Origin of the sequence: Agarilytica rhodophyticola (genome assembly GCF_002157225.2) — a bacterium.
Lineage (GTDB): Bacteria > Pseudomonadota > Gammaproteobacteria > Pseudomonadales > Cellvibrionaceae > Agarilytica > Agarilytica rhodophyticola.
Map to the genome: position 1 here is coordinate 2,676,709 of NZ_CP020038.1, position 22,940 is coordinate 2,699,648.

General features: G+C 44.1%; 17 protein-coding genes. 16 read left to right on the forward strand and 1 reads right to left on the reverse strand.

Going from position 1 to position 22,940, the window contains the following annotated elements:
* Positions 1 to 389 precede the first annotated feature (389 nt).
* The 8 genes from BVC89_RS11340 (at position 390) to BVC89_RS11375 (ending at position 11,040) form a co-directional block, all read left to right on the forward strand.
* Complete coding sequence (locus BVC89_RS11340; protein WP_158657883.1) at positions 390 to 4,136, forward strand: FimV/HubP family polar landmark protein; 3,747 nt, start codon at positions 390 to 392, stop codon at positions 4,134 to 4,136.
* 68 nt (positions 4,137 to 4,204) lie between these two features.
* The gene (gene truA / locus BVC89_RS11345; protein WP_086931294.1) at positions 4,205 to 5,053 is read left to right on the forward strand and encodes a tRNA pseudouridine(38-40) synthase TruA; all 849 of its coding nucleotides are present in this window, start codon (positions 4,205 to 4,207) and stop codon (positions 5,051 to 5,053) included.
* Between the two features lie 446 nt (positions 5,054 to 5,499).
* Positions 5,500 to 6,129 carry a phosphoribosylanthranilate isomerase gene (locus BVC89_RS11350; RefSeq protein ID WP_086931295.1) on the forward strand — a complete coding sequence of 210 codons (630 nt, stop codon included), beginning with the start codon at positions 5,500 to 5,502 and terminating at the stop codon, positions 6,127 to 6,129.
* On the forward strand, positions 6,122 to 7,333 hold the full coding sequence (gene trpB / locus BVC89_RS11355) for a tryptophan synthase subunit beta (protein ID WP_086931296.1): 1,212 nt from the start codon (positions 6,122 to 6,124) through the stop codon (positions 7,331 to 7,333). Before BVC89_RS11350 ends, trpB begins: the two co-directional genes overlap by 8 nt.
* A gap of 11 nt (positions 7,334 to 7,344) precedes the next feature.
* Positions 7,345 to 8,157 carry a tryptophan synthase subunit alpha gene (gene trpA / locus BVC89_RS11360; protein ID WP_086931297.1) on the forward strand — a complete coding sequence of 271 codons (813 nt, stop codon included), beginning with the start codon at positions 7,345 to 7,347 and terminating at the stop codon, positions 8,155 to 8,157.
* Between the two features lie 28 nt (positions 8,158 to 8,185).
* Positions 8,186 to 9,064 carry an acetyl-CoA carboxylase, carboxyltransferase subunit beta gene (gene accD, locus BVC89_RS11365; protein WP_086931298.1) on the forward strand — a complete coding sequence of 293 codons (879 nt, stop codon included), beginning with the start codon at positions 8,186 to 8,188 and terminating at the stop codon, positions 9,062 to 9,064.
* A 10-nt stretch (positions 9,065 to 9,074) separates the two neighbouring features.
* On the forward strand, positions 9,075 to 10,376 hold the full coding sequence (locus tag BVC89_RS11370) for a bifunctional folylpolyglutamate synthase/dihydrofolate synthase (protein ID WP_158657884.1): 1,302 nt from the start codon (positions 9,075 to 9,077) through the stop codon (positions 10,374 to 10,376).
* A 37-nt stretch (positions 10,377 to 10,413) separates the two neighbouring features.
* Positions 10,414 to 11,040, forward strand: coding sequence for an SPOR domain-containing protein (locus BVC89_RS11375; protein WP_086931300.1), 627 nt, complete (start codon positions 10,414 to 10,416; stop codon positions 11,038 to 11,040).
* 24 nt (positions 11,041 to 11,064) lie between these two features.
* On the opposite strand, the gene BVC89_RS11380 is transcribed toward BVC89_RS11375, so the two are convergent.
* Positions 11,065 to 12,714 carry a tetratricopeptide repeat-containing response regulator gene (locus BVC89_RS11380; protein ID WP_086931301.1) on the reverse strand — a complete coding sequence of 550 codons (1,650 nt, stop codon included), beginning with the start codon at positions 12,712 to 12,714 and terminating at the stop codon, positions 11,065 to 11,067.
* Positions 12,715 to 12,977: 263 nt separating this feature from the next.
* Between BVC89_RS11380 and BVC89_RS11385 the strand changes: the two genes are divergently transcribed.
* From BVC89_RS11385 to BVC89_RS11420, 8 genes are all read left to right on the forward strand, one after another.
* Complete coding sequence (locus BVC89_RS11385; RefSeq protein WP_245929379.1) at positions 12,978 to 14,357, forward strand: MATE family efflux transporter; 1,380 nt, start codon at positions 12,978 to 12,980, stop codon at positions 14,355 to 14,357.
* A gap of 183 nt (positions 14,358 to 14,540) precedes the next feature.
* A complete protein-coding gene (locus BVC89_RS11390) occupies positions 14,541 to 15,038 on the forward strand; it encodes a CvpA family protein (protein WP_086931303.1) in 498 nt (165 codons plus the stop codon).
* Positions 15,039 to 15,136: 98 nt separating this feature from the next.
* Positions 15,137 to 16,660 (forward strand): amidophosphoribosyltransferase, encoded by a 1,524-nt coding sequence (purF, locus tag BVC89_RS11395; RefSeq protein ID WP_086931304.1) that lies wholly within the window; start codon positions 15,137 to 15,139, stop codon positions 16,658 to 16,660.
* Positions 16,661 to 16,676: 16 nt separating this feature from the next.
* Complete coding sequence (locus tag BVC89_RS11400) at positions 16,677 to 17,870, forward strand: O-succinylhomoserine sulfhydrylase (protein WP_425428376.1); 1,194 nt, start codon at positions 16,677 to 16,679, stop codon at positions 17,868 to 17,870.
* Positions 17,870 to 18,520 (forward strand): flavin reductase family protein, encoded by a 651-nt coding sequence (locus BVC89_RS11405; RefSeq protein WP_086931306.1) that lies wholly within the window; start codon positions 17,870 to 17,872, stop codon positions 18,518 to 18,520. Before BVC89_RS11400 ends, BVC89_RS11405 begins: the two co-directional genes overlap by 1 nt.
* A gap of 178 nt (positions 18,521 to 18,698) precedes the next feature.
* Positions 18,699 to 19,637, forward strand: coding sequence for an AAA family ATPase (locus tag BVC89_RS11410; RefSeq protein ID WP_086931307.1), 939 nt, complete (start codon positions 18,699 to 18,701; stop codon positions 19,635 to 19,637).
* A 24-nt stretch (positions 19,638 to 19,661) separates the two neighbouring features.
* On the forward strand, positions 19,662 to 20,642 hold the full coding sequence (locus BVC89_RS11415) for a DUF58 domain-containing protein (RefSeq protein ID WP_086931308.1): 981 nt from the start codon (positions 19,662 to 19,664) through the stop codon (positions 20,640 to 20,642).
* A 5-nt stretch (positions 20,643 to 20,647) separates the two neighbouring features.
* Positions 20,648 to 22,714 carry a transglutaminase TgpA family protein gene (locus BVC89_RS11420; RefSeq protein WP_086931309.1) on the forward strand — a complete coding sequence of 689 codons (2,067 nt, stop codon included), beginning with the start codon at positions 20,648 to 20,650 and terminating at the stop codon, positions 22,712 to 22,714.
* Positions 22,715 to 22,940 lie beyond the last annotated feature (226 nt).

Sequence of the window (22,940 nt, forward strand, 5' to 3'; positions counted from 1 at the left end):
TCTTATAAATCTAGTTGGCTGCCGTCGCCTATACTTGATTATTTAAAACTCTGCCCTATATTTGCACCAGCGTGTGGGGCAGGGAGCCTGCCTTTTCATTCTGTACATTTTTACTACTGAAGTTTTTGTAAGAAAATCACGCCAAAATGAGAATTTGTTGCTAAGTTTTTCTTAATCGAATCTATCGTTTGATAAAACTATATTTATGATGCTTGCTATAAAAACATTGTAATAAGATTGTTTATTGATCAATGAAATGTGAGGATTTTCAAAAACAAGGCTTTAATGGGTCGTAATCACAGCTAATATCTCAGTCAATAAGTTGAAAAAAACCTATTTATAATGAATACTTACGACCAATACTGAAAGATTATTCGAGGTTTGGCTTTGTGGATGAAGTCGCTGATCCAAGACTTCTTCTTAGACAAAGCAGGCCTGATTATAATTTAAACAAGGATCTTCCTATGGGTCACCGTTCGATAATTTTGCTGGCCAGCGTATTGTTTACGTTTCTGGCGTCTAATGCTTTAGCACTTGGCGTAGGCAAAATAAAGTTAGAGTCATCACTAAATCAACCACTGCAAGCTCAGATTGAGTTGTTTGAGGTAAGAGATTTAACGCCCACTGAAATTCGCGTGAGTATCGCCTCACGAGAAGATTTCGACCGCATTGGTGTCGATAAAATCTTCTTCCTCAGCGATATTAAGTTTGATATTGATCTTGACGATCCTAGTGGCCCAACAATTAACGTATCATCGAGAAAAGTAGTGCGTGAGCCGTTTTTGAACTTTATTGTTCAAGTGCAATGGCCCAGTGGTAAGCTGCTGCGCGAATATACCTTGCTTATGGATCTTCCTGTCTATGCTAATCAGGATGCTCCTCCAGTTAGGCAGTCTACTACTAGAAATACCGGCACTAGTCAGACAGCACAAACACCTCGTTACCAGCCACCAGCGCCAACCAAACAAACGTCAACGGCGCCAGCATCAAATGATCGATCATCTTTTGAGGATGCACCTCCACGTCCTTCTCAAGCCCCTGTGACTCCTTCGTATACGGGAGACTCATACAGTGTCCAGGCCAATGACACTCTATGGGAGATCGCCACGCAAGTGCGTCCGAATCGCTCTGTCAGCATATATCAAACAATGATTGCGATTCAGCGTGCTAACCCTGAAGCGTTTATTAATGAAAATATCAATCTGTTAAAGAAGGGGCAGATTCTACGTATTCCCAATGCGGATGAAATGGCGTCTTTAAACCAAGGTGACGCGGTACGTGAAGTTTCTGTTCAAAATAATGTTTGGTCTGGTAGCGATGGCGAAGTTGATGATGCCCAGTTAAGTGGTGCTAACGTCTACGATAGCGGCTCTAGTGATTCTGGTAACGTAGAAGGACGAGTTAAACTTACATCTCCTGATGATTCGTTTGATAGTAACGAAGGCCGCTCGAGTGGGGGAGCAGCAGACAGCAGTGTTGACGCCCTTGAAAATGAACTGGCCATTACTTTGGAGCAGCTTGATAAGAGTGGTAAAGAAAATACTGAATTGCGATCGAAGGTTTCTTCACTAGAAGAGCAGATAGAAACCATGGAGCGCATGCTTGAAGTCAGCAATGAAAACCTTCGAGCGCTTGAGTTAGCGGCCAAGAAAAATGCTGAGGAAGTAGCAGCGCAAGAAGATGATATTGCCGCGGCAGGGGTTGAGACTGACAACACAGATGGTACTGGCGAAGAAGCTCCTGAGGATACCTCTGGTGGTAGCGAGTCCATCGACGACCTTTTAGATACATACAATTCTGGCAACGAAACAAGTGGAGATGTTGCTGGATCAGAGGGTGCGAGTGAAGGTGAGGGTGTTGAAGGTGCTGTTGAGGATAGTGCTGCTATCGATGGCGATGCACTTGACAGTGATAGCGCAGAAGCAGGTCTTGATGAGGAAAATACTGATCTAGCTGAAGAAGCAACGCCGACGCCGACGCCAACTACTGCGGCCAAGCGCGTGGTTATTCCGCCACCGCCAGTTGAGAAAAGTATTGTTGATATCCTTCTTGATAATATCTTGTACCTCGTTGGAGGTATTGTTGTCTTAGCTGTTGGCGTATTCTTTTTCCTTAAGAAGAAATCTTCAGATGAGGATGATTTTGATGAGTTTATGCAAGATCACGGTGGCGTTGAAGCAACTGATGATGCTTTAGAACAAGAAGATGAGTTCGATTTAGACGGTGATCTTCCAAATTTTGATGAAGGTGATAGCGACTCTCTAGCTGAGGCAGGAGAGCAAGAAGACCCAGAAAGCGCGGATGAGACTGAGCAACAAACAGAAGACGTTGTAGCAGAGGCAGATATTTACATCGCTTATGGTAAATATGACCAAGCTGAAGAAATGTTGCTCAAGGTATTGACCAAAGACCCTAGTGACCAAGAAGTCAGGCTTAAATTGCTAGAAGTTTATTCTGCCCAGGGCGATGCTCAAAGCTTCGATCCTCATTATGCCAAATTAATGGTATTTGCTAGCCCGGCTAATATCGAGCGAGCCGAGGAGCTACGTAACACTATTCCTGGTATTGCCGCTTTTGATGAAACAGGGTTTGATACTTCTGATGTGCAGCAATACGCCGGTGGTTTAGACGATAGTTTCAGCGCTGATGACGATAATATAAGTATCAGCGACGACAGCGTTGAAGATGATGGCTTAGAGTTCGATGGCCTTGGTATCGGAGACAGTGCTGACACATCTGATGCCTTAGTGGATTTAGATAGTGGATCTGACCCTATCAATTTTGACGCTGCGCCTGAGGGCGAAGAGCTGGATTTGGATTTCGACCTAGATCTCCCCGAAGGTGATGATAGCGAAACCTCTTTTGACCTCGAGCTGGACTTACCCGATGAGTCAGATGAAAACAAAGCCACTGAGGATGATTTAAGTGAGCCCAACTTTGAACTGGATTCTGGGTTGGATTTAGATAATGAACTCGATAGCGAGTTGTCGTTAGACTCTAATAATAGTGGTCTTGATTATGATGACGATGTCACTCAGATTAAAGACTACAGCAAACCTGATGATGGCGCTGCAGACGCAGATATAAGTATCGAAGAGTCCTTAGACTTAGATACTGATTTGGGTGATTTCTCTGGTGATGATAGCTCTGAGTTAGATATCGATGATCTTTCTATTGATTTAGGCGGTGACTCGGATGTGTCTTTAAGTGAGTCGCTCGAATCTGATTTAGCTTCCCTAGACGCGGATTTAGATTTGTCTTTGGATGGAGGGGATGAAGAACAGCAGTCTTCCACTTATTCAGTTGCTGATGGTTTGGATATGGAAGATACCTTAATCCGCAGCGAGCCGCCTCTTAGTATGCAAGAAGAGGATCTGGCAGCCAGCTCTGATGACGATGACTTAAGCGAATTTGAATTAGATACCGGGCTCGATCACAGTGATTTAGACGCTGAAGACGATTTATCCAGTGATACCGTAGTTAATAAGGCGCTTAACGACGATTATATTGAGCAACGATTATCGGCAGAGTCCGATGATGAGATCCTCAATAGTTCTCTGTCGTTAGAAAGTGAGGTAGATGACATCGCTAGTGGCGCCGCAGCTGGCGATAGCCAATCACTAGACAGCTTAGACCTTGAAGCAGACGACGCCGACCTAGATTTGTCTTCTCTGGATGAAGAATTGGATGCGTTGACTTCCGGAATGGATGAGGGGGCTAGTGGGACTGACGATCTTATGGCTGAGCCAGTAACAGACTTTGATGATTTCGAAGATGATCTGGCGAAAGATGAAGCCATGGCGGAGACGGTAAAATCTGACCATGCTGGCGACACCAATGTTGCGGACATGGGCGATGACAACATGTTTGATCAAGCTATTAGCGAAGTTCCTAGCACAGCGTCTTCTGATGTTGAGTTTGAGATCCCAGAAGTTAATCCTGATGACTTAGATGATGATGACTTGGATTTCTTGAGCGATAGTGATGAGGTAGCGACCAAACTGGATCTTGCCAGAGCGTATATTGATATGGGAGATCAAGAAGGTGCTCGCGATATTATTCGAGAAGTTGTAGGCGAAGGCACAGATCAGCAGAAAACAGAAGCAGAAAACTTGTTAGCCCGTATTGATAGCTAGTTTCTGCATCTTATTTTAGTCACTAAAACCTTGTTCATAGCGAACAAGGTTTTTTTTCGTTTAGAGTTATGTATAGCCGTAATTGTGAAATCAAGCCGGGAATAGAGTTTCCCGATAATATGCAACGTGTTGCCCTCGGGGTTGAATATAACGGTGCGCCTTTTAACGGTTTTCAAAAGCAAGCCTCGACCGCAAATACAATCCAAGCAGCTCTAGAAGCAGCGCTATCTAAAGTGGCGAATGAGCCTATTTCACTGGTATGTGCTGGACGTACAGATGCTGGGGTGCATGCTAGTGAGCAAGTCGTACATTTCGATACTTTGGCGCAAAGACCGGCAAAAGCCTGGGTGCAGGGAGTCAATACGCAGTTGCCTTTTGATATACGCGTGCACTGGTCAAAGCCTGTTAGCCCTGATTTCCATGCGCGCTTCAGCGCGACGGCGCGTACCTATCGTTATGTCATCTATGCGGCTGCAACGGCGCCTGCTTGTTTTTATCAATCAACCACCTGGACATCTTATCAACTGGATATAGAGCGTATGCAGGAAGCCGGTCAATATCTGTTGGGTGAACATGATTTTTCCTCTTTCCGCGCTGCCTATTGTCAAGCGAGAGTGCCAGTGAGGCATATTTATAATTTGCGTTTTTATCGCAGTGGTGCTTTTATTATCATGGAAGTTAAAGCCAATGCTTTTTTGCATCATATGGTTAGAAATATCGTGGGTACTATGATGGATATAGGCCGTGGTGCTAGAGAGCCTGCTTGGGTGGAGGAACTACTTCAGCTAAAAGATCGCAAACGGGCCTCACCTACCGCCAAGCCTTGGGGATTGTATCTCGTCAAGGTTGATTACGATGCCCAGTTTGCTTTGCCCCAAACTCCGGCAGGGCCAATTTTTGTTGGGCCTGCCCCCTAAAACTTAACCTCTTCGTTTTAGTGTCTAAAATGTGCTCGGTTTTTATGTTTTGTGAGTTAATCTGCTAAACACATCTTATCGCCCTTTGACCATTGCTCACAAACAAGTGAAATTCTGTTAATATCTTCAACGTTTGTGGCGCCCTCACTGGTGCGTTTATCCGGCTTTTTATCGAACGGTTATCCTTTTTTGATTATTGTGTTAATGACGCTTGCTATGATGAATGCTGTTTTCTCTATAGCCAGCTGCAGCTGTTTATAATTGGCCGAGATCGAATCAATTGCTTATATTTAGTCGTATTTAACGATTCGGTCACCGGTGTTAAAAGTGAAAATTGAACATGGGCAAGCCACTGAGCAACCATCGTCGCTACGAAAGGATCGGTACAAAATCGAAAAAATACTAGATTGCTAAATTAATCGCGTTGAGAGTGAAGTGAGAAATAATTGAGAGTTAAAATATGTGGTATTACTCGTGTTGAAGATGCCCTCGTTGCTGAGCGCAGCGGTGCTGACGCTATCGGTTTGGTGTTTTATCCCAAAAGTAGCCGTTATTTGTCTGACCTTTCACTTGCGCGAGAAATCGCTTTGTCCGTTGGCCCCTTTGTTACTGTAGTCGGGCTTTTTGTGGATGCTCGCTCTGATTTTATCGCTAACATTTTAGCCAATGTGCCTATTCATCAAATTCAATTTCATGGCAATGAAAGTGAGCAGGACTGTAAGCAATATCAGCGTCCCTATATGAAAGCCTTACGCATGAGTGAGAATCTCGATGTGCTTGCACGTATAAATGCCTACCCCAGTGCCTGCGGAATTTTATTGGATACCTATGTCAAAGATATGCCAGGTGGTACCGGTAAGAGTTTCGATTGGCAACGAGTGCCCCACGATACACAAAAAGCGATTGTACTGGCGGGTGGGTTAGATGCTGACAATGTTCAGCAAGCAATAGACTGTGCTAAACCCTACGGGGTGGATATTAGTGGTGGTGTTGAGCAGGCACCTGGAATTAAAGATGCAAATAAAGTGAGTGCATTTGTTGCGCGCGCAAAAACCGGAGTTTTGAAAGGTGAATGAAAAAATAGATTTTTCGGCGGTTCCTGATGATAAAGGCCATTTTGGTATTTATGGAGGACGCTTTGTTTCTGAAACGTTAATGCATGCCTTGGATGAATTGAAAGCCATTTATTCTCGAGTGAAGAATAACGCAGACTTCCAAGAAGAGTTTGATAAAGATCTTGCCCACTACGTTGGCAGACCCTCACCTTTATATTATGCCGAGCGTTGGTCGGAGCAATTAGGCGGCGCAAAGATATATCTTAAACGAGAAGATTTAAATCACACCGGCGCGCATAAAGTTAACAACACCATTGGCCAGGCACTATTGGCAAAGTATACCGGCAAGCCTCGTGTTATTGCGGAAACTGGTGCTGGCCAGCACGGTGTTGCCAGTGCGACGGTTGCTGCTCGTCTAGGGTTAGAATGTGTAGTTTACATGGGCGCTGAAGACGTCAAGCGTCAGGCCCTGAATGTTTATCGCATGAAACTTTTAGGTGCTACCGTGGTTCCTGTGGAGTCAGGTTCAAAAACTCTGAAAGATGCAATGAACGAAGCGATGCGTGACTGGGTAACTAATGTCGACAACACGTTTTATATTATCGGTACTGTTGCCGGCCCACATCCTTATCCTCAACTTGTACGTGATTTCCAAAGTGTTATTGGACGAGAGGCCCGTCGTCAGAGTTTAGAAATGACCGGCAAGTTACCTGATGCTCTAGTGGCCTGTGTCGGTGGCGGTTCTAATGCTATCGGTTTGTTCCATCCATTTCTTGATGATCAAGACGTGAAGATGTACGGAGTTGAGGCGGGTGGTCTAGGGGTTGAAAGTGGCAAGCACGCAGCGCCGTTAAATGATGGTCGCCCAGGTATTTTACACGGCAATCGCACCTACCTAATGGAGGATGAGAACGGCCAAATTATTGAAACCCACTCTGTATCGGCAGGTCTCGATTACCCGGGTGTCGGCCCTGAACACTCTTGGTTAAAAGATATTGGCCGAGTTGAGTATGTTGCCATTAACGATGATGAAGCTATGGCTGGCTTTAGAACACTTACCCGTGTAGAGGGTATCATGCCTGCCCTTGAATCAAGCCATGCGATTGCCTACGCCCATAAACTTGCGCCTACTATGAGCAAAGATCAAAGCATTATTGTTAATCTCTCTGGTCGCGGAGATAAAGATATTCTTACTGTTGCACAACTGGATGGAATAGAGGTTTAAGAGAAAACATCGTGAATAGAATAAGCCAGCGTTTATCTGAGTTAAAATCGCAAAATCGTAAAGCCTTGGTCACTTATATTGTCAACGGTGACCCTCGTCCAGAAGTAAGTTTGCCTGCCATGCATGCACTGGTAGAGGCAGGTGCAGATATTATTGAATTGGGGATTCCCTTTTCTGATCCTATGGCAGAAGGTCCAACCATTCAACGTGGCCATGAACGTGCGCTAGCGCATAATACCAGCCTGCGTGATACTTTCGCTTTGGTGAAAGAATTTCGTACCCGTAACCAGCATACTCCCATTGTGATTATGGGCTATGCTAATCCACTTGAGCGCATGGGCTATGAAGAGTGTGCAAAACTTGCCGCTGAAGTAGGTGTGGATGGCATGTTGACGGTGGATCTGCCCGCCGAAGAATCTGCTGAGCTAAACAAGTATTTAGTACAAAATTCGCTGGAAAATATTTTCTTGCTGGCGCCGACAACAACAGAAGAACGAATTAAAGATGTCGTGTCATTAGCCGGCGGATTTGTGTACTATGTATCGCTTAAAGGGGTTACAGGTGCTGGTCATATCGACGTCGATGCTGTCGAGAAACGCTTGCAGGAAATTAAAAAGTATACGGACTTACCCGTGCTCGCTGGTTTCGGCATTAAAGATGCCGATACCGCATCGGCAATTGCCAATGTGGCTGATGGTGTTATAGTCGGCAGCGTTTTGGTGGATGCCATGGGGAAAGATGCCGATCGTAATACGCAAGAGATTTGCCAGGATCTGAAGAATATCATCGAACCTATGAGAAGTGCTCTCGATGAGCAAAACTAAAAAAATTAACATATTAAGAAGTTAGTCAATGAGCTGGTTAGATAAAATTGTTCCCAAAGTCGTGCGTTCAGAAAATGCGCGCGGTGCTAGCAAGGTTCCCGAGGGTGTATGGAAAAAATGCCCAAAGTGTGGGGCGATGTTATACCGTCCCGAATTAGAAAAAAACTTGGATGTATGTCCCAAATGTGATCATCATATGCGTGTTAGCGCTCGTCGTAGGCTCGATATTTTCCTTGATAAAGAAGGACGAGAAGAGCTGGCAAGCGATGTTGTTCCAGTGGATCGGCTTAAGTTTAAAGACGTTAAAAAATATAAAGATAGACTTTCTTCTGCACAAAAAACAACCGGCGAAAAAGACGCTTTGGTTGCCATGAAAGGTACCTTAAAGGGGATGCCTGTAGTGGCCAGTGCATTTGAGTTTGCTTTTCATGGCGGGTCTATGGGCTATGTTGTAGGCGAGCGTTTTACCCGTGCTGCGCAATTGGCCTTAGAAGAACGCAGTCCTTATATTTGTTTTTCTGCCACTGGCGGTGCCAGAATGCAGGAGGCGCTTATATCTTTAATGCAGATGGCTAAGACCAGCGCTGTTATTGAGCGTTTGAAGCAAGAAGGTATTCCTTTTATTTCCGTCATGACAGACCCTGTCTACGGTGGCGTTTCAGCAAGTCTAGCTCTGTTGGGGGATATCAATGCTGCTGAGCCTGGCGCGAGAGCCGGTTTTGCAGGCCCTAACATTATCGAGCAGACAATTCGTCAAAAGCTTCCAAAGGGCTTCCAGCGAAGTGAGTTTTTGCTTGAGCATGGTGCTATCGATTTAATTATACCTCGCACTCAAATGCGTGATCGTCTGGCCTCGATCGTTGCTAAATTAACACATCAACAGCAACCCATTTTAGAAATTACCTAACGGCATTATCTTGTCGCAAGCTCGATTTTCTACGCTCACTGATTGGCTCACTTGGATGGAGACTCTCCATCCAAGTGAAATCGACCTTGGCTTGTCGCGTATTCGGCAGGTAGCTCAGAGGTTGGGTATCAGTAAAACCCGGGCCAAAGTCATTACTGTTGCAGGAACCAATGGCAAGGGCTCCTGTATTGCTACGTTAGAAAAAATCCTAACGGATAATCACAATCGTGTTGGCAGCTATACTTCGCCTCATATTACTCGCTATAACGAACGTATCCGACTTGATCGATGTGAAATCGATGACCAAACCTTATGCGATACTTTTACGTTGATTGATCAAGCAAGAGCTGAGATAAGTCTGACCTACTTTGAATTTGGTACCTTAGCTGCCCTTTATATTTTTGCTCATAATGAACTTGATTATTGGCTGTTAGAAATAGGTTTAGGAGGACGACTTGATGCGGTTAACATCATTGACCCTGATGTGGCTGTCATCACTTCAATAGACTTAGATCATGAAGCATGGTTGGGAGATACCAGGGAGAAAATTGCAGTAGAAAAACTTGGTATATTAAGGTCACACGTTGCTTGTGTGTGTGCAGAGCCCAAGCCTACTGAAAATATGGAAGCAATTTTTACCTCGATGGAGGTTAAGCCCGCTAATATCAACCATGCATTTTCAGCTATGGATGAAAATAATGGCCAAGACGTAAGGTTTACCTTCACTAATTCAATGCATAAAGTGCAAAGTATTTGCGTGCAACGACCCTCGTTGCCTGTTAATAGTGTTGCCGCTGCGCTGCAGGTGTTATGCCTCTTAAATGTTTTACCGGATGAAGAAGGGCTTACACAAAGTTTATCGCAACTTAGCTTATTCGGCCGTTTTGAAACCATCACCTTTAAATCTTGTCAGCTTGTGATGGATGTGGCACACAACCCGGCAGCTGCTCGTTTGTTAGTTGATAATCTTACGCGTGTTAACCAAAGGCCCTCAATTGCTGTTGTTGGCATGATGGCAGATAAGAATATTGCCCAAACCTTGAGCCCACTGTGTCCAATGATTGATAACTGGATTACCTGTGAATTTAAAGATATGCCGCGTTCGGCTAAAAGTAATATGCTAGCTGATACACTAATTGCACTTGGTATTGATAATAAAAATGTGGTGCAATGTAGTGATGTTGACGATGCAATGATCCACGCATTACAAAAAACACAGACGGGTGATCAAAAACCACTTATTGTTGTATTTGGATCTTTTATAACAGTATCACTGGCCCATGATTTTCTAGAAAATAGTAAAATCGAATAAGTTCTACTGAATAGGTTCCACTAAATAGGCTCTACTAATGGATGACGGATTAAAACAGCGTTTAGTTGGCGCGTTTGTACTACTGGCATTGGCAGTTATTTTTGTCCCAGTATTTTTTGATCGTGAGCGCATTGAACCCGTCAGCAAGATAACCGTAATTCCACCAGCACCACAGATTGACCCGTTAAGTGTGGAAAAAGCTGAGCCCCCTAAGGTGAACTCGACCGCAAAAGATGCTGCTGAAATGTATCTGCCTGATGAAAATGAGCTACAGGATTCCGACGTCGAGCTTTCTTCTACTGCCGAAACTGCTGCTACAAAACCGAGCCCCAAGCCGACAGTCCTTGCCAAACCCACAAGTACACCAAAACCTGATGCTAAAAAACTCAGCTCGACGTCGCAATATCTAGATGCGCAAGGGGTGCCCAAGGGGTGGGTATTACAAGTTGCTAGTTTTATCGATCAAGAAAAAGCAATTGCACGACGCGACCAGTTGATTAAACAAGGCTATGCCGCTTATACGGAGAATGTTAAAACGAGTAAAGGGGCGAGGACACGTCTTTATGTTGGCCCCAAGTTTGAAAAAAACACCTTACTTAGGCAGAAAAAAGAAATAGATAAAAAACTGGGCGTAAATTCGATTGTGTTAAAATTTAAGCCTTAACACTTCAATATACAGCTTGTTCAATTAAGCTTTCGACTGCGCAAGTTTTTGGTAACGCTTGATAAGATAATCGTAGCGCTGTTTATAGGGTGACCCCTCTGGTATTTCCCCTATACGTTGAAAACTGCTGCCAATTAGAGATAGTTCTTTGGAGTTCAGTGGCACATCATTACTTTTGCTAATAGAAGATTGTATTAGATTTAAATTGAGTCCAATGTGATTAGGCAATTCGTCTAGCACTTGCTGAAATGATGCTACTGCTTTATCAAATTGATTCTTCTTATGAAAGTTGATGCCTTGTTTATTTAGTTTTGCAGCGTAGGCAATGCCTTCTTTAGTGATTGGTTCACGCAGCAGCTTATCTATATTAATCGCAAGCCTGGGGTTATTATTGCGCTGGGCTAGCTCCTGCAATAAGCGCTCGCCTTCGTCATATCTACCCCGTTCCATAAGAGCTTTAGCGCAGTTGATGGAAAGTTGTGCTGAGGTGTTATCAACAACGCTGAATTTAATATTTTCAAATGCTTGCAATGCAGCTTCATCAGCTTGTTCGGCTTGTTGTTGCTTACCTGTAAATCTATGCAGGTCTGCCTCAATCAACAATCGACGAACCTTAGCGATGAGTTGTTTACCATATTTTTTTTCTAGCTGACGCAGGGTGTCAAATGCTTCACTAATCATTGCTTGAGGGTCGCTTGCTTTGGGTAAGGTAATACTCAGTGCATGCGCAAGATTAGTGTAATCTTCAGGCATTTCTTGGCACGAGTTCTTGCTGTATTTAACAGCGGCGCGATAGGCGTGAGCTGCCACATTGTTATCTCCTGTATGCAGACATACGCGGCCCATTTCTCTTTGTCTTGGGGCGGATATAGGAGAAATTTTTATTGCCGTGGCTAAGGCTTCTTGCGCTTGGCCATATTTTTTGTTGGCCTCGTATACCTGAGCGAGTAAGTCATAGGCATCAACACAATATTGGTTATCTTCAATAATCTGCAGCAGTAATTGTTTTGCTTGATCATACTTTTCTAATCCAATATACGATTTGGCTTGGCCTAATTGTTTCCAAAGGGCGACTTTATTGGTGGGTGCATGGCTGTAGATCTTTAATGCTTGTTCAAATAAGCCCTGCTGACAAAGTAACTCACCCAGCATTTTATTAACATCATTATGATGTTTACTATCCTTTTCTAGAAGTTTACGGCAGGCTTTGACCGCACTATTGAGCTGGCGTTGGTCGAGTGCTTCTTTCACTTCTATTAGCGCTTCGTTCTTCAGTAATATTGCGTCTAGACGCGGTCGCAAACTTTCCTTTTGAATAGGCTTATGTAGGTAATCGTCTGGTTGAAATTGCAGTGCATGGATAACGTGTTGTACCGCTGATTCTGCGGTAATCATAATATAAATCGAGGTGTTTTTAAGAAGGCTTTGATAGCGTAATTCTTCTAATAGTTGCTGTCCGTTTTTACCGTTACCAAGATTATAATCTGCAAGCACTATGTCATAGTGGTGGCGCTCGCTTAATTCTATGGCTTCATCGCCATGTCCAGCAGTATCGACATCGTTACAACCGAAATCCACCAAAATACGTTTTAGGGAAGTACGAACATCCGGGTTGTCATCGACAATAAGACAACGCTTTTGACTGTAGGTTTTGATGATGTCTATTTGTTTCATAAAAACATCAATAAAATGAATGGCCCTTTAGTGTTAACAGACCCTAAATATGGTCTATATTATCGAAGCCATAAGTGCTGGCCACATTAATAATAAGTGTAGTCTAGAAAGTTAGGGCCTGGTAATACTAATAAAATCACGTGCTCGACTCTTTGGCTGACAGGGATAATTAAATTAGTATTAATGGGGCCTTGGTTTTACTTATAATGCTAGACACTTCAATCGACCCCTCCATCCTTAGCGAAACTACAAATGGGTAAAGTTTGCATACTCGTGTTATTTTAGATCGAACATTCATAAAACGCATATTGATGCTAGCTTTACCTGTTGCATTGCAGACGCTGCTGCAGTCGATGCTGGGAATGGCCGATGTGCTGATGGTAGGTGTACTGGGCGATACGGCTATTGCAGCGGTAGGCTTAGCGACCAAAATTCATTTCTTGCTCTATGTGTCCATGGTGGGCTTGTCCGCCAGTGCCGCAGTTTTAGTGGCACAGTATTACGGAGCCAATAAAACCGAAGAATACCAAAAAGTAATCGCTAAGGCGCTGATATTAGGTAGTTGGGTAATGTTGCCTCTAAGCTTTTTGTGTTTATTAACAGCCGATGTGTGGATGAGCTGGATTACTGCTGACCCAGAGGTCAGTGTCATTGCCGCGCAATATATGAAAATAACTGCGCCGATTCTTATTATTACCCAAATCATATCGATTTATGAGAGTGGGTTAAGGTCTCTGGGTAACACTACTTTTCCGCTTATTGCAGCAACTATCGCAGTTGCTATCAATGTTTGCCTCAATTACCTGCTTATTTTTGGCGCTCTGGGATTTCCTGAGTTAGGAGTGAGTGGCGCAGCCTGGGGAACCCTGATTTCTCGCAGTATCCAATTTACCATTATGGTGGTGTGGATATACCGCACACGACATCACTTCGCTATTTCATTGGCAAAGTTCAAGCAAGTCTTTGATTGGCCGCAACTTCATGTTTTTGTGGTGTTTGCCTTGCCGGTGATTGGTAATCATATGTTGTGGGCAATTGGCAACACGGTGTATCACGTGTTGACAGGCTTTACTGGTACCGATGCTCTGGCCGTAATGGGGGTGATGGTGCCAATCGAGCTGTGCTTTTTGTCGGTATTTCTCGGCCTTGCTAATGCCTCCAGCATCATGATTGGACAGTCACTAGGTGCTGATCGCTTGGATTATGCTTGGGATTTATTTCACTTCTTTGAGCGTCTTGCCATTGGCCTAGGGCTTGGCATGAGTTTGCTTTTGTGGCTGTCTATTGATTATGTGGTTGCCATGTATGCAAATTTGGACAGCAGTACTCAACAATTACTCAGCGGCGTATTGACAATATTTTGCGTTGGTATTGGTTTGAAAATACTTAACCTTCTGAGATTGGCTGGCATCTTGCGCGCCGGCGGCGACAATAGGTTTTGCCTGATGCTGGATGTCAGTGTGATGTGGGGGATTGGCTTGCCCATCTTTGCCTTAGCTGTAAGCTTTGGCAATTTTAGTTTTCTATGGATTTATAGTCTGATGTTTTTAGAAGAAGCGATTAAGTTTATACCCGCCCGTATGAGGATTATCAGCAAAAAATGGTTGGTAAATTTGACTCATAAAAACATCGAACTGAGCTAGTAGTTTGGCTTTTGTTAATGTAAAAAAGTGCATTATTGTGAACCTCTGATGTTTTATTCACACTAATCACGAGCAAAAAAATAAAATGTTGTAACAAATTTCGTAACAAGAGTATCGAAAGCGACGAAGGCTCTGGTAGAATCGCGTCTTCTTCCGCCATGGCACATGAAAATTGCATAAAATATGAATTGGGCAGACTGGGCAATCATTGGTATTTTAACGGTTTCAAGCCTTATCAGCCTTAAACGAGGCTTTGTTAAAGAAGCCCTTTCAATGGCAAACTGGGTGCTTGCTTTCTTTGTCGCGATGACTTTTCGCGATGCATTATCCTCCATGCTTGAATCTCAAATAACGACACCTTCCGTACGTGATATGGTGGCGTTCGCTATATTATTTGCAGCGACTCTTATTGTTGGCGCAATGGTCAATTATTTAATAGGTGAAGTGGTTCGTATGACCGGTTTGTCAGGTACCGATCGCTTGTTTGGCATGATGTTTGGTTTTATACGAGGCTTCGTTGTAGTGATGGCAATTTTGTTACTAGTACCGGGAATGGTCGCCATCGATCAAGACCATTGGTGGCAGCAGTCGGTTCTCATCCCTCACTTATTAGAATTTGAAGACTGGAGCCGGGCAGCTGCAAAAGAATTTATTCGTCTTGTGGGCGGATTATTTAACTGATGTTGTATTAGGCTTTAGTCTGCAGTTAATTGTAATTTTCATACTACGCAACGAGGTTTTTTGCCTGCGGATGCAGTTTTATTGAGGCTTTTTTTAAAATGTGCGGAATAGTCGGTATTGTTGGAAAAAGTAATGTTAATACGTCGCTATATGATGGCTTGACGATATTACAACACCGGGGGCAGGACGCCGCAGGAATTATGACATGTCATAATGGCAAGCTTGCTCAGCAAAAAGCGGTGGGCTTGGTGAAAGATGTTTTTCGCACTCGTCATATGCATCGCTTAGTGGGCAATATTGGCATTGGCCACGTGCGCTACCCCACAGCCGGTAGCTCCGGACCTGCTCTTGCCCAGCCGTTCTATGTTAATTCACCTTACGGAATAGCGCTCGCCCATAATGGTAACCTCACAAATACGCAACAGCTCAGTGAGGACTTGTTTAAGGCGGATTTGCGCCACCTTAATACGGATTCTGATTCTGAGTTGTTACTCAATGTCTTTGCTCACGAATTGCAGCAACAAGGCCAATTAAAGCCCAGTGCTAAAGATATTTTTAAAGCTATCGAAGGCGTGCATAAGCGTGTTTCTGGCGGTTACGCTGCGGTGGCTATGATTGCTAACTACGGTATTGTCGCATTTCGCGATCCCAATGGCCTTCGACCCTTGGTCTACGGTGTACGAGAGACCGAAAAAGGTAGGGAGTACATGGTCGCCTCAGAAAGTGTGGCATTGAATGTCTTAGGCTATAAGTTGATCAGCGATGTGGCTCCTGGTGAAGGTGTTTATGTTACTGTTGACGGTGAGTTGCACACTCACCAATGCGCTGACAAACCTAGCTTGCACCCATGTATTTTTGAGCATGTCTATTTCGCTCGTCCAGACAGTATTATGGATGGCGTTTCTGTCTATAAGGCGCGGCTGCGCCAAGGTGAGAAACTCGCTGAAAAAATACTTAGAGAACGTCCGGACAATGATATTGATGTGGTGATCCCCATTCCCGATAGCAGCCGAGTGGCAGGGCAGAGTTTAGCTTATGACTTGGGGGTAAAGTTTCGTGAGGGGCTTGTTAAAAATCGCTATATTGGCCGCACTTTTATTATGCCTGGGCAACAGCAACGACGAAAATCTGTACGCCAAAAGCTTAATACCATTGACCTAGAGTTTCGTGGTAAAAACGTGTTACTTGTGGATGACTCCATTGTGCGTGGCACCACCTGTAAACAAATTATCGAAATGGCACGAGATGCGGGGGCAGCGAAAGTCTACTTTGCTTCAGCCTCTCCCATGGTTAAATTTCAACATGTCTATGGCATTGATATGCCTTCGCGACAGGAGCTGGTGGGCCACGGCCGTACAGTGGAAGAAATTAGGCAAGAAATCGGTGCAGATTGGTTGGTCTACCAAGACCTAGAGGACTTGGTGGCGGCTTCTTCGGAAGGTAATCCTGATATTCCAAGCTTCGACTGTTCGGTATTTGATGGCGAATATATTACCGGTGATGTTAATGAAGACTATCTTAAAAAACTAGAAGACAGACGCTCTGATCATATGAAGACAACTATGGAAAAAGCTTTAGCTGAAAGCTCCAATGCCATGGTGGGAATACAAAACGACGACTAACGACCTAAGGATTATTGTGAACGACGAATTAGACCCTTTAGCAAAGGCTCATCTCGATACCTTAGCGGTGAGAGCGGGCCAGGTGCGCTCTCACGAAGGTGAGCATGGCGAACCTATCTATACCACTTCAAGTTATGTCTTTGATTCTGCCGCACAAGCGGCGGCGCGCTTTTCAGGTGATGAAGATGGTAATGTGTACTCCCGCTATACCAACCCAACGGTAAGAACATTCCAAGATCGTATCGCCGCATTAGAAGGGGGTGAGGCAGCGGTAGGGACTGCCTCTGGTATGGCCGCCATACTTAGCACTTGTATGGCTTTACTGAAAAGTGGCGATCATGTTGTCTGTTCTCGCAGTGTCTTTGGTACGACCACAGTGTTGTTCACAAAATATCTAGAAAAATTTGGCGTCAGTGTGGATTTGGTGCCTCTGACAGATCTTTCTGCGTGGCAAGCTCACATTCAAGCGTCCACTAAGCTATTGTTTTTAGAAACACCTTCCAACCCCATTTGCGAAGTTGCCAATATTCCTAAATTAGCCGAATTAGCTCAAGCTCACAATTGCTTGCTGGTAGTGGACAACTGTTTTTGTACTCCTGCATTGCAAAAGCCGCTGGCTTTAGGAGCCGATATAGTTATTCATTCAGCGACCAAATATTTAGATGGGCAGGGGCGTTGTCTCGGTGGCGCTGTTGTGGGTAAAAAAGAGCCGCTAAATGAGGTTTTGGGCTTTATCCGCACCTGTGGCCCTACCATGAGTCCCTTCAATGCCTGGGTATTCTTAAAAGGGCTAGAGACTTTACGTCTGCGTATGGAAGCGCACTCGAGCAATGCCTTGGCTTTAGCTCAGTGGCTAGAACAACACCCCAAAGTTGAACATGTTTACTATGCTGGTCTGCCTTCCCATCCAGGCCATGAACTGGCCAAACAACAGCAGACGGCATTTGGCGGCGTGCTATCATTTCAAGTGACAGGTGGTAAAGAAGCGGCTTGGAAGGTAATCGACTCCACTAAGATATTATCGGTAACGGCCAATTTAGGCGATGTTAAAACCACCATAATCCATCCTGCTACTACCACCCATGGAAGGCTAAGTGATGACGATAAAAAGGCGGCAAAAATCACCGATAATCTCATTCGTATTGCTGTCGGCATTGAAAATATTGATGATATTAAAGATGATATTGATCGGGGGTTGGCACTTTTATAATGGATATTAATTTCTCTGAACTATCAGCCAGCCAGCGTTACCATGTGATGACCCAAGTCATTGTGCCACGTCCGGTGGCATGGGTATTAACTGACAATGGTCTCGATAGTGAACATGTGTCATTGCAAGATAAGCCACTATCAGCATATAACTTAGCGCCATACTCCTATTTTAATGCCATTAGCAGTGAGCCGCCTCTAGTGATTTTATCTATTGGCAATAAGTCGTCTGCAGAGTTAAAAGATACACGCACAAACTTACGGGAAGGGCGTGCTGCTGTGATTCATATCGCCAGCGATGAAGATGCTGCTTTGGTGTCACAAACAGCGGCGACCTTAGCTCATGGTGATTCGGAAGTCGCACGTGCGGGTTTGCAACTGAGCTATAATGATAACTGGCAGCTGCCTCGTTTGACTTGCTGCAAGATTGCAATGCTTTGCCGTTTTTATGATGAAAAAGAGATTGGCCCCCATCGACAAGGTCTTATTTTCTGTGAAATCGAAAAGGTTCATGTGGATGAACAGGTCGTTTCTATGGATGAAAAAGACCGTATTAAAGTTGATGCAAGTAAGGTTAAACCTCTGAGTCGTTTGGGAGCAAATGAATATGCATCATTTGGTGATATTGTAACGTTATCAAGGCCTAAATAGCGTGCTAATAATATAAGTACCTCAGGGCTATATTGATATTCCATATTCATGTCGTTAAATCTGTGTTACACATCTAGTCTAAAGTATGTCTATCATAAGATATTGGCTTAGATCTGTTTTTTGGGCAGGCATAACAAATCATTATTACGTAAAGTCGTAATTTTATCGTGGGAACCCTATGAGTCAGGTGATTAAAGAGATTATCGACGGTGTCGGTACGGTACTACTTGGAAAAGAACAACATGTTAAATTAGCGCTAGCCTGTCTGTTTGCCAAAGGACATTTACTAATAGAAGATTTGCCTGGAATGGGGAAAACCACTCTGGCTCAGTGTTTGGCCCGTGCTTTAGGTTTAAGCTATGAACGTGTTCAATTTACCAGCGACTTATTGCCCGCAGATATTTTGGGAGCGGCCATTTTTAATCGAGAAGCGTCGCGCTTTGAATTTCAGCCGGGGCCTATCTTCACACAAGTGTTGTTGGCCGATGAAGTTAATCGCTCCACTCCGAAAACACAGAGTGCGTTATTAGAAGCGATGGAAGAGAGGCAGGTGACTATTGAGGGGGAGACCCGTCCTTTACCCCAGCCTTTCTTTGTTATCGCCACACAAAACCCCCTTTCGCAAGCGGGAACTTATCCATTGCCAGAGTCGCAACTTGATCGCTTCTTAATGCGTATTTCCCTGGGCTATCCTTCGGCACAAACCGAACGTCAACTCTACCAAGGCGTAGTGCCAAGAGAGCGTTTACAGCAGCTAGAACCCATTATAAGTATTGAGCAACTGAGTGAAATTCAACAACATGTTAAGCAAATTAAAGCCAGTGAGCAGTTGCTAGACTATTTACAACGTATTGTTGATTTTACACGCTTTCATGAAAGCTTTAGTTATGGTTTATCTCCCCGTGGGGCCCTTGGCTTATTGCAAGCGGCTAAGGCTTGGGCGTTGATTCACGACCGCGAATACGTATTACCTGAAGACTTGCAGATGGTTGTTCCATCCGTGGTAGGACACCGTGTTAGTGGGGTGCAAAACCAAACTAAAAATGAAGTCACTTCTGTGGGTGATACTGTAGCTGAATTTATTCTGAAAAATGTTAATGTTATTGAGTCAAACTGATGTTGGAACAGTGTTAATACTTACATGCTAAACAACGCTGTAGAATCGATAAAATCATACTGGCAAAGCCGTTTTTTTCGTTGGTTAGATCGCCGTAACCCAGCGAAAAACCACCATCGTTTAACCAGCAAGAATCTCTATATCTTCCCCACTAAACAAGGTTTAATTTTTTTAATCTTCGTTGTCGTTTTGTGGTTGCTCGGGACAAATTATCAAAACAATCTTATTCTTGGTTTAACATTTCTGTTAATGAGTATTTTTGTTGTCTGTATACTGCATACTTATGCAAATCTTGCCGGGATGGAGTTAGAACTCAAAGGCGCATCCAATGCTTTTGCCGGTGAAAATGCAGAGTTTTTCTTTTTTATTAAAAATAACCGAGCACGGCCTGGCGATGGTATAGGCCTGCGTTGGCAAGAAGACGAGAACAACGGCGCAAAAATAGCGTTTGCTGGCCATGCTACCACTAAAGTTCATGTGGGGCTAAAATCAAAAAGACGTGGAGTTTTAAGACCTAAACGATTGTTGATTGAAAGTGAGTTTCCCCTTGGATTATTACGTTGTTGGACCTGGTTGAACTTTGATGCCCAAGCTTTGGTCTATCCTAAACCCATAGAAATTCCGTTAGCAAGTAGTGCGGTAGAAGACGATGAGGGTGACGGTGAGCATCCCGTGCACGGTGGCGAAGACTTCAGTGCCTTTCGCGATTATCGACCTGGGGACCCGCCGAAACATGTGGCGTGGAAACTTTACGCCAGAGAGCGAGGTTTATTTACTAAGGAATTTAGCCAGAATATGTCGCGTGAAATATGGCTCGACTTTTTCCATATTAATGCAGCGGACACGGAATTAAGGTTATCGGCCCTGTGTTTTTGGGCCTTGCGTTTTCACTTAGAGGACGAAAATTATGGTCTCTTGGTGCCAGGCGCTAAAGTGACACCCAATAAAGGCGAGAACCACAAAGCCCAAGTGTTAGAAATTCTTGCTCGTTTTGAGGGGGCTTAGACTCTGTGGACGTATCATCATTTAAGTGGGCGTCTAAAAAGGCGCATAATAAGCCGCCTAATGCCAGCGATGCTCAGCATCGCTGGGTAAGCCGTTACGCATTAGCATGGTTACTGGTTGCCCAAGCCTTTTGTATCTTACCGTTGTTTATTTATCTGCCTTTTTGGATACCCGTATTATGGCTGGCGGCCTTAGTATGGCGAGTGCAAATATATCGAGGGGCTTGGCGCTTTCCATCTAATACCAATAAGTTGATTTTAAGTGCGCTCAGCATTGGTGGTTTGATTTGGTCTTATGCCGGAGTGATTGGCGTTGAGCCCTTGGTGGCTTTTCTGGTGGTGTCATTTGTCCTTAAATTAGTTGAAGCGCGTAAGCGTGGCGATGTTTTATTGATCATTTATGTTGGCTTTATTACTGTTTCCGCCCAATTCTTATTTTTCCAAACAATGTTTATCGCCATTTATGGATGCTTGTCCATTTTGTTACTGTTGTGTGCTTGGAATTGTACCTATCGCTCACATTCGGTTCCTCTAAGAGGGCAATTATCGGCCAGTGGTTCTTTGTTATTGCAAAGTATCCCTCTGATGTTGGTTTTGTTTGTTGCTCTACCTCGTTTAGGGTCCTTGTGGCATGTACCTATTCCCCAGAACACCGGCAAAACTGGCTTTAGCGACACCATGTCTCCAGGGGATTTCAGCTCCCTGAGTAAGTCGCGTGAAGTCGCCTTTCGAGTATCTTTTTTAAGTGATGAAAGTCGTGCACCCTTGCCGAGCCGGTCGTTGTGGTATTGGCGTGGACTAGTGCTGGACGAATTTGACGGTCGCAGCTGGTCGCTTTCTAAGCGTCAATTGTTTGGTCGCCGAAACACCCAACGGGGCGTGCCTGAATCTTGGCAGCTAGAGCAAGATAAGGACAACAAGTTATTAGAATACAATGTGTTGATGGAGCCCCATCAGCAGCAATGGATATTTACCTTGATGGCGCCGGTATTTACCTCATCTAACTATGGTCATATGTATTTTACGCCTAATTATTTGACGCGCTTTGCGAAACCCGTATCTTCGCGGTCAAATTATCGGGTGATTTCTAACCTTGACTATCAGGCGGCACCGAAGGAAATATTTAAGAACGTTAAAGCTCAGAACTTACGTTTGCCTCAAACAGGTAATCCTAAGTCACTTGCATTAGCTAAGCAATGGCGTGACGAGGGCTTAAGCGATAGGGAAGTTATCGAACGAGCTTTGAGTATGTACAGAGAGTCTTTTACCTATACCTTACAACCGCCGCTATTGGGACAAGACAGTGTCGATGACTTTCTTTTTACCTCTAAGCGAGGTTTTTGTGAGCATTTTGCTAGCAGCTTCTCAGTGCTAATGCGCGCAGCAGGTATACCAGCGCGGGTAGTTTTGGGTTATCAAGGAGGCGAATACAATCCTGTTGAAAACTATATTATTGTTCGGCAGTCAGATGCTCATGCTTGGGCGGAGCTTTGGCTTGAAGGCTCAGGTTGGATTCGTGTTGATCCTACGGCAGCCGTTTCTCCACTGCGTATTGAGCAGGGCCTAGAGCAATCATTGACCGAAGATGAAAAGCCTTTGGTCAGTGGATTATTTGCCGGTAGTTGGCTTTACAAACTTCAGTTGCGCCTTGATGCCTTAAGCTATTCTTGGCATACATGGGTGCTTGGCTATGACGCGGATCAACAAAAAAGCCTATTTAAAAATATGCTCGGAGGTGACCAAGCCTGGAGAATAGGCTTATTTTTTATTTCCGTGATTGGAATCTTTATGGTCGGATATTTTATTCGACTCACTTGGCAAGGGCGAAGAGGCTTTGATTATCCCGAGCAAGCCGTTTACTTCGAATTTCTCAAACGCTTGAAGAAAAAGGGGTTTGTTCCTGAGCCCAACGAGACCCCTGTTGAATTTGCCAACAAAGTAGCTTTGGATAAACCCGCTTGGGCACCTCAGCTGCTCGCTATTGCACGTTTGTATAATCGTATCGCCTTTGAAAGCCGTCAGGAACTTATTGATGAGCTTAAGACTAGTATTAAAGCGCTGAAACTTAACTAGGGTCGACAGGCCCGAGAGCATGTTTTATTTCCCTCTCTTTAACTCTTCTCACCATTAAACAAAATCGATAGAGACGCTTTGTCATCTGTATTTTCTTTCAATACTTAACTTTTTTCATATTTTTGAAGCAAATCTCATTCTTGAGAAAAAATAGCCCATTTTACTTAAACTTGTTAAGTATGTAAGCATTTCCACACTTAACTTGTTCTACAATGCATGTGACGAT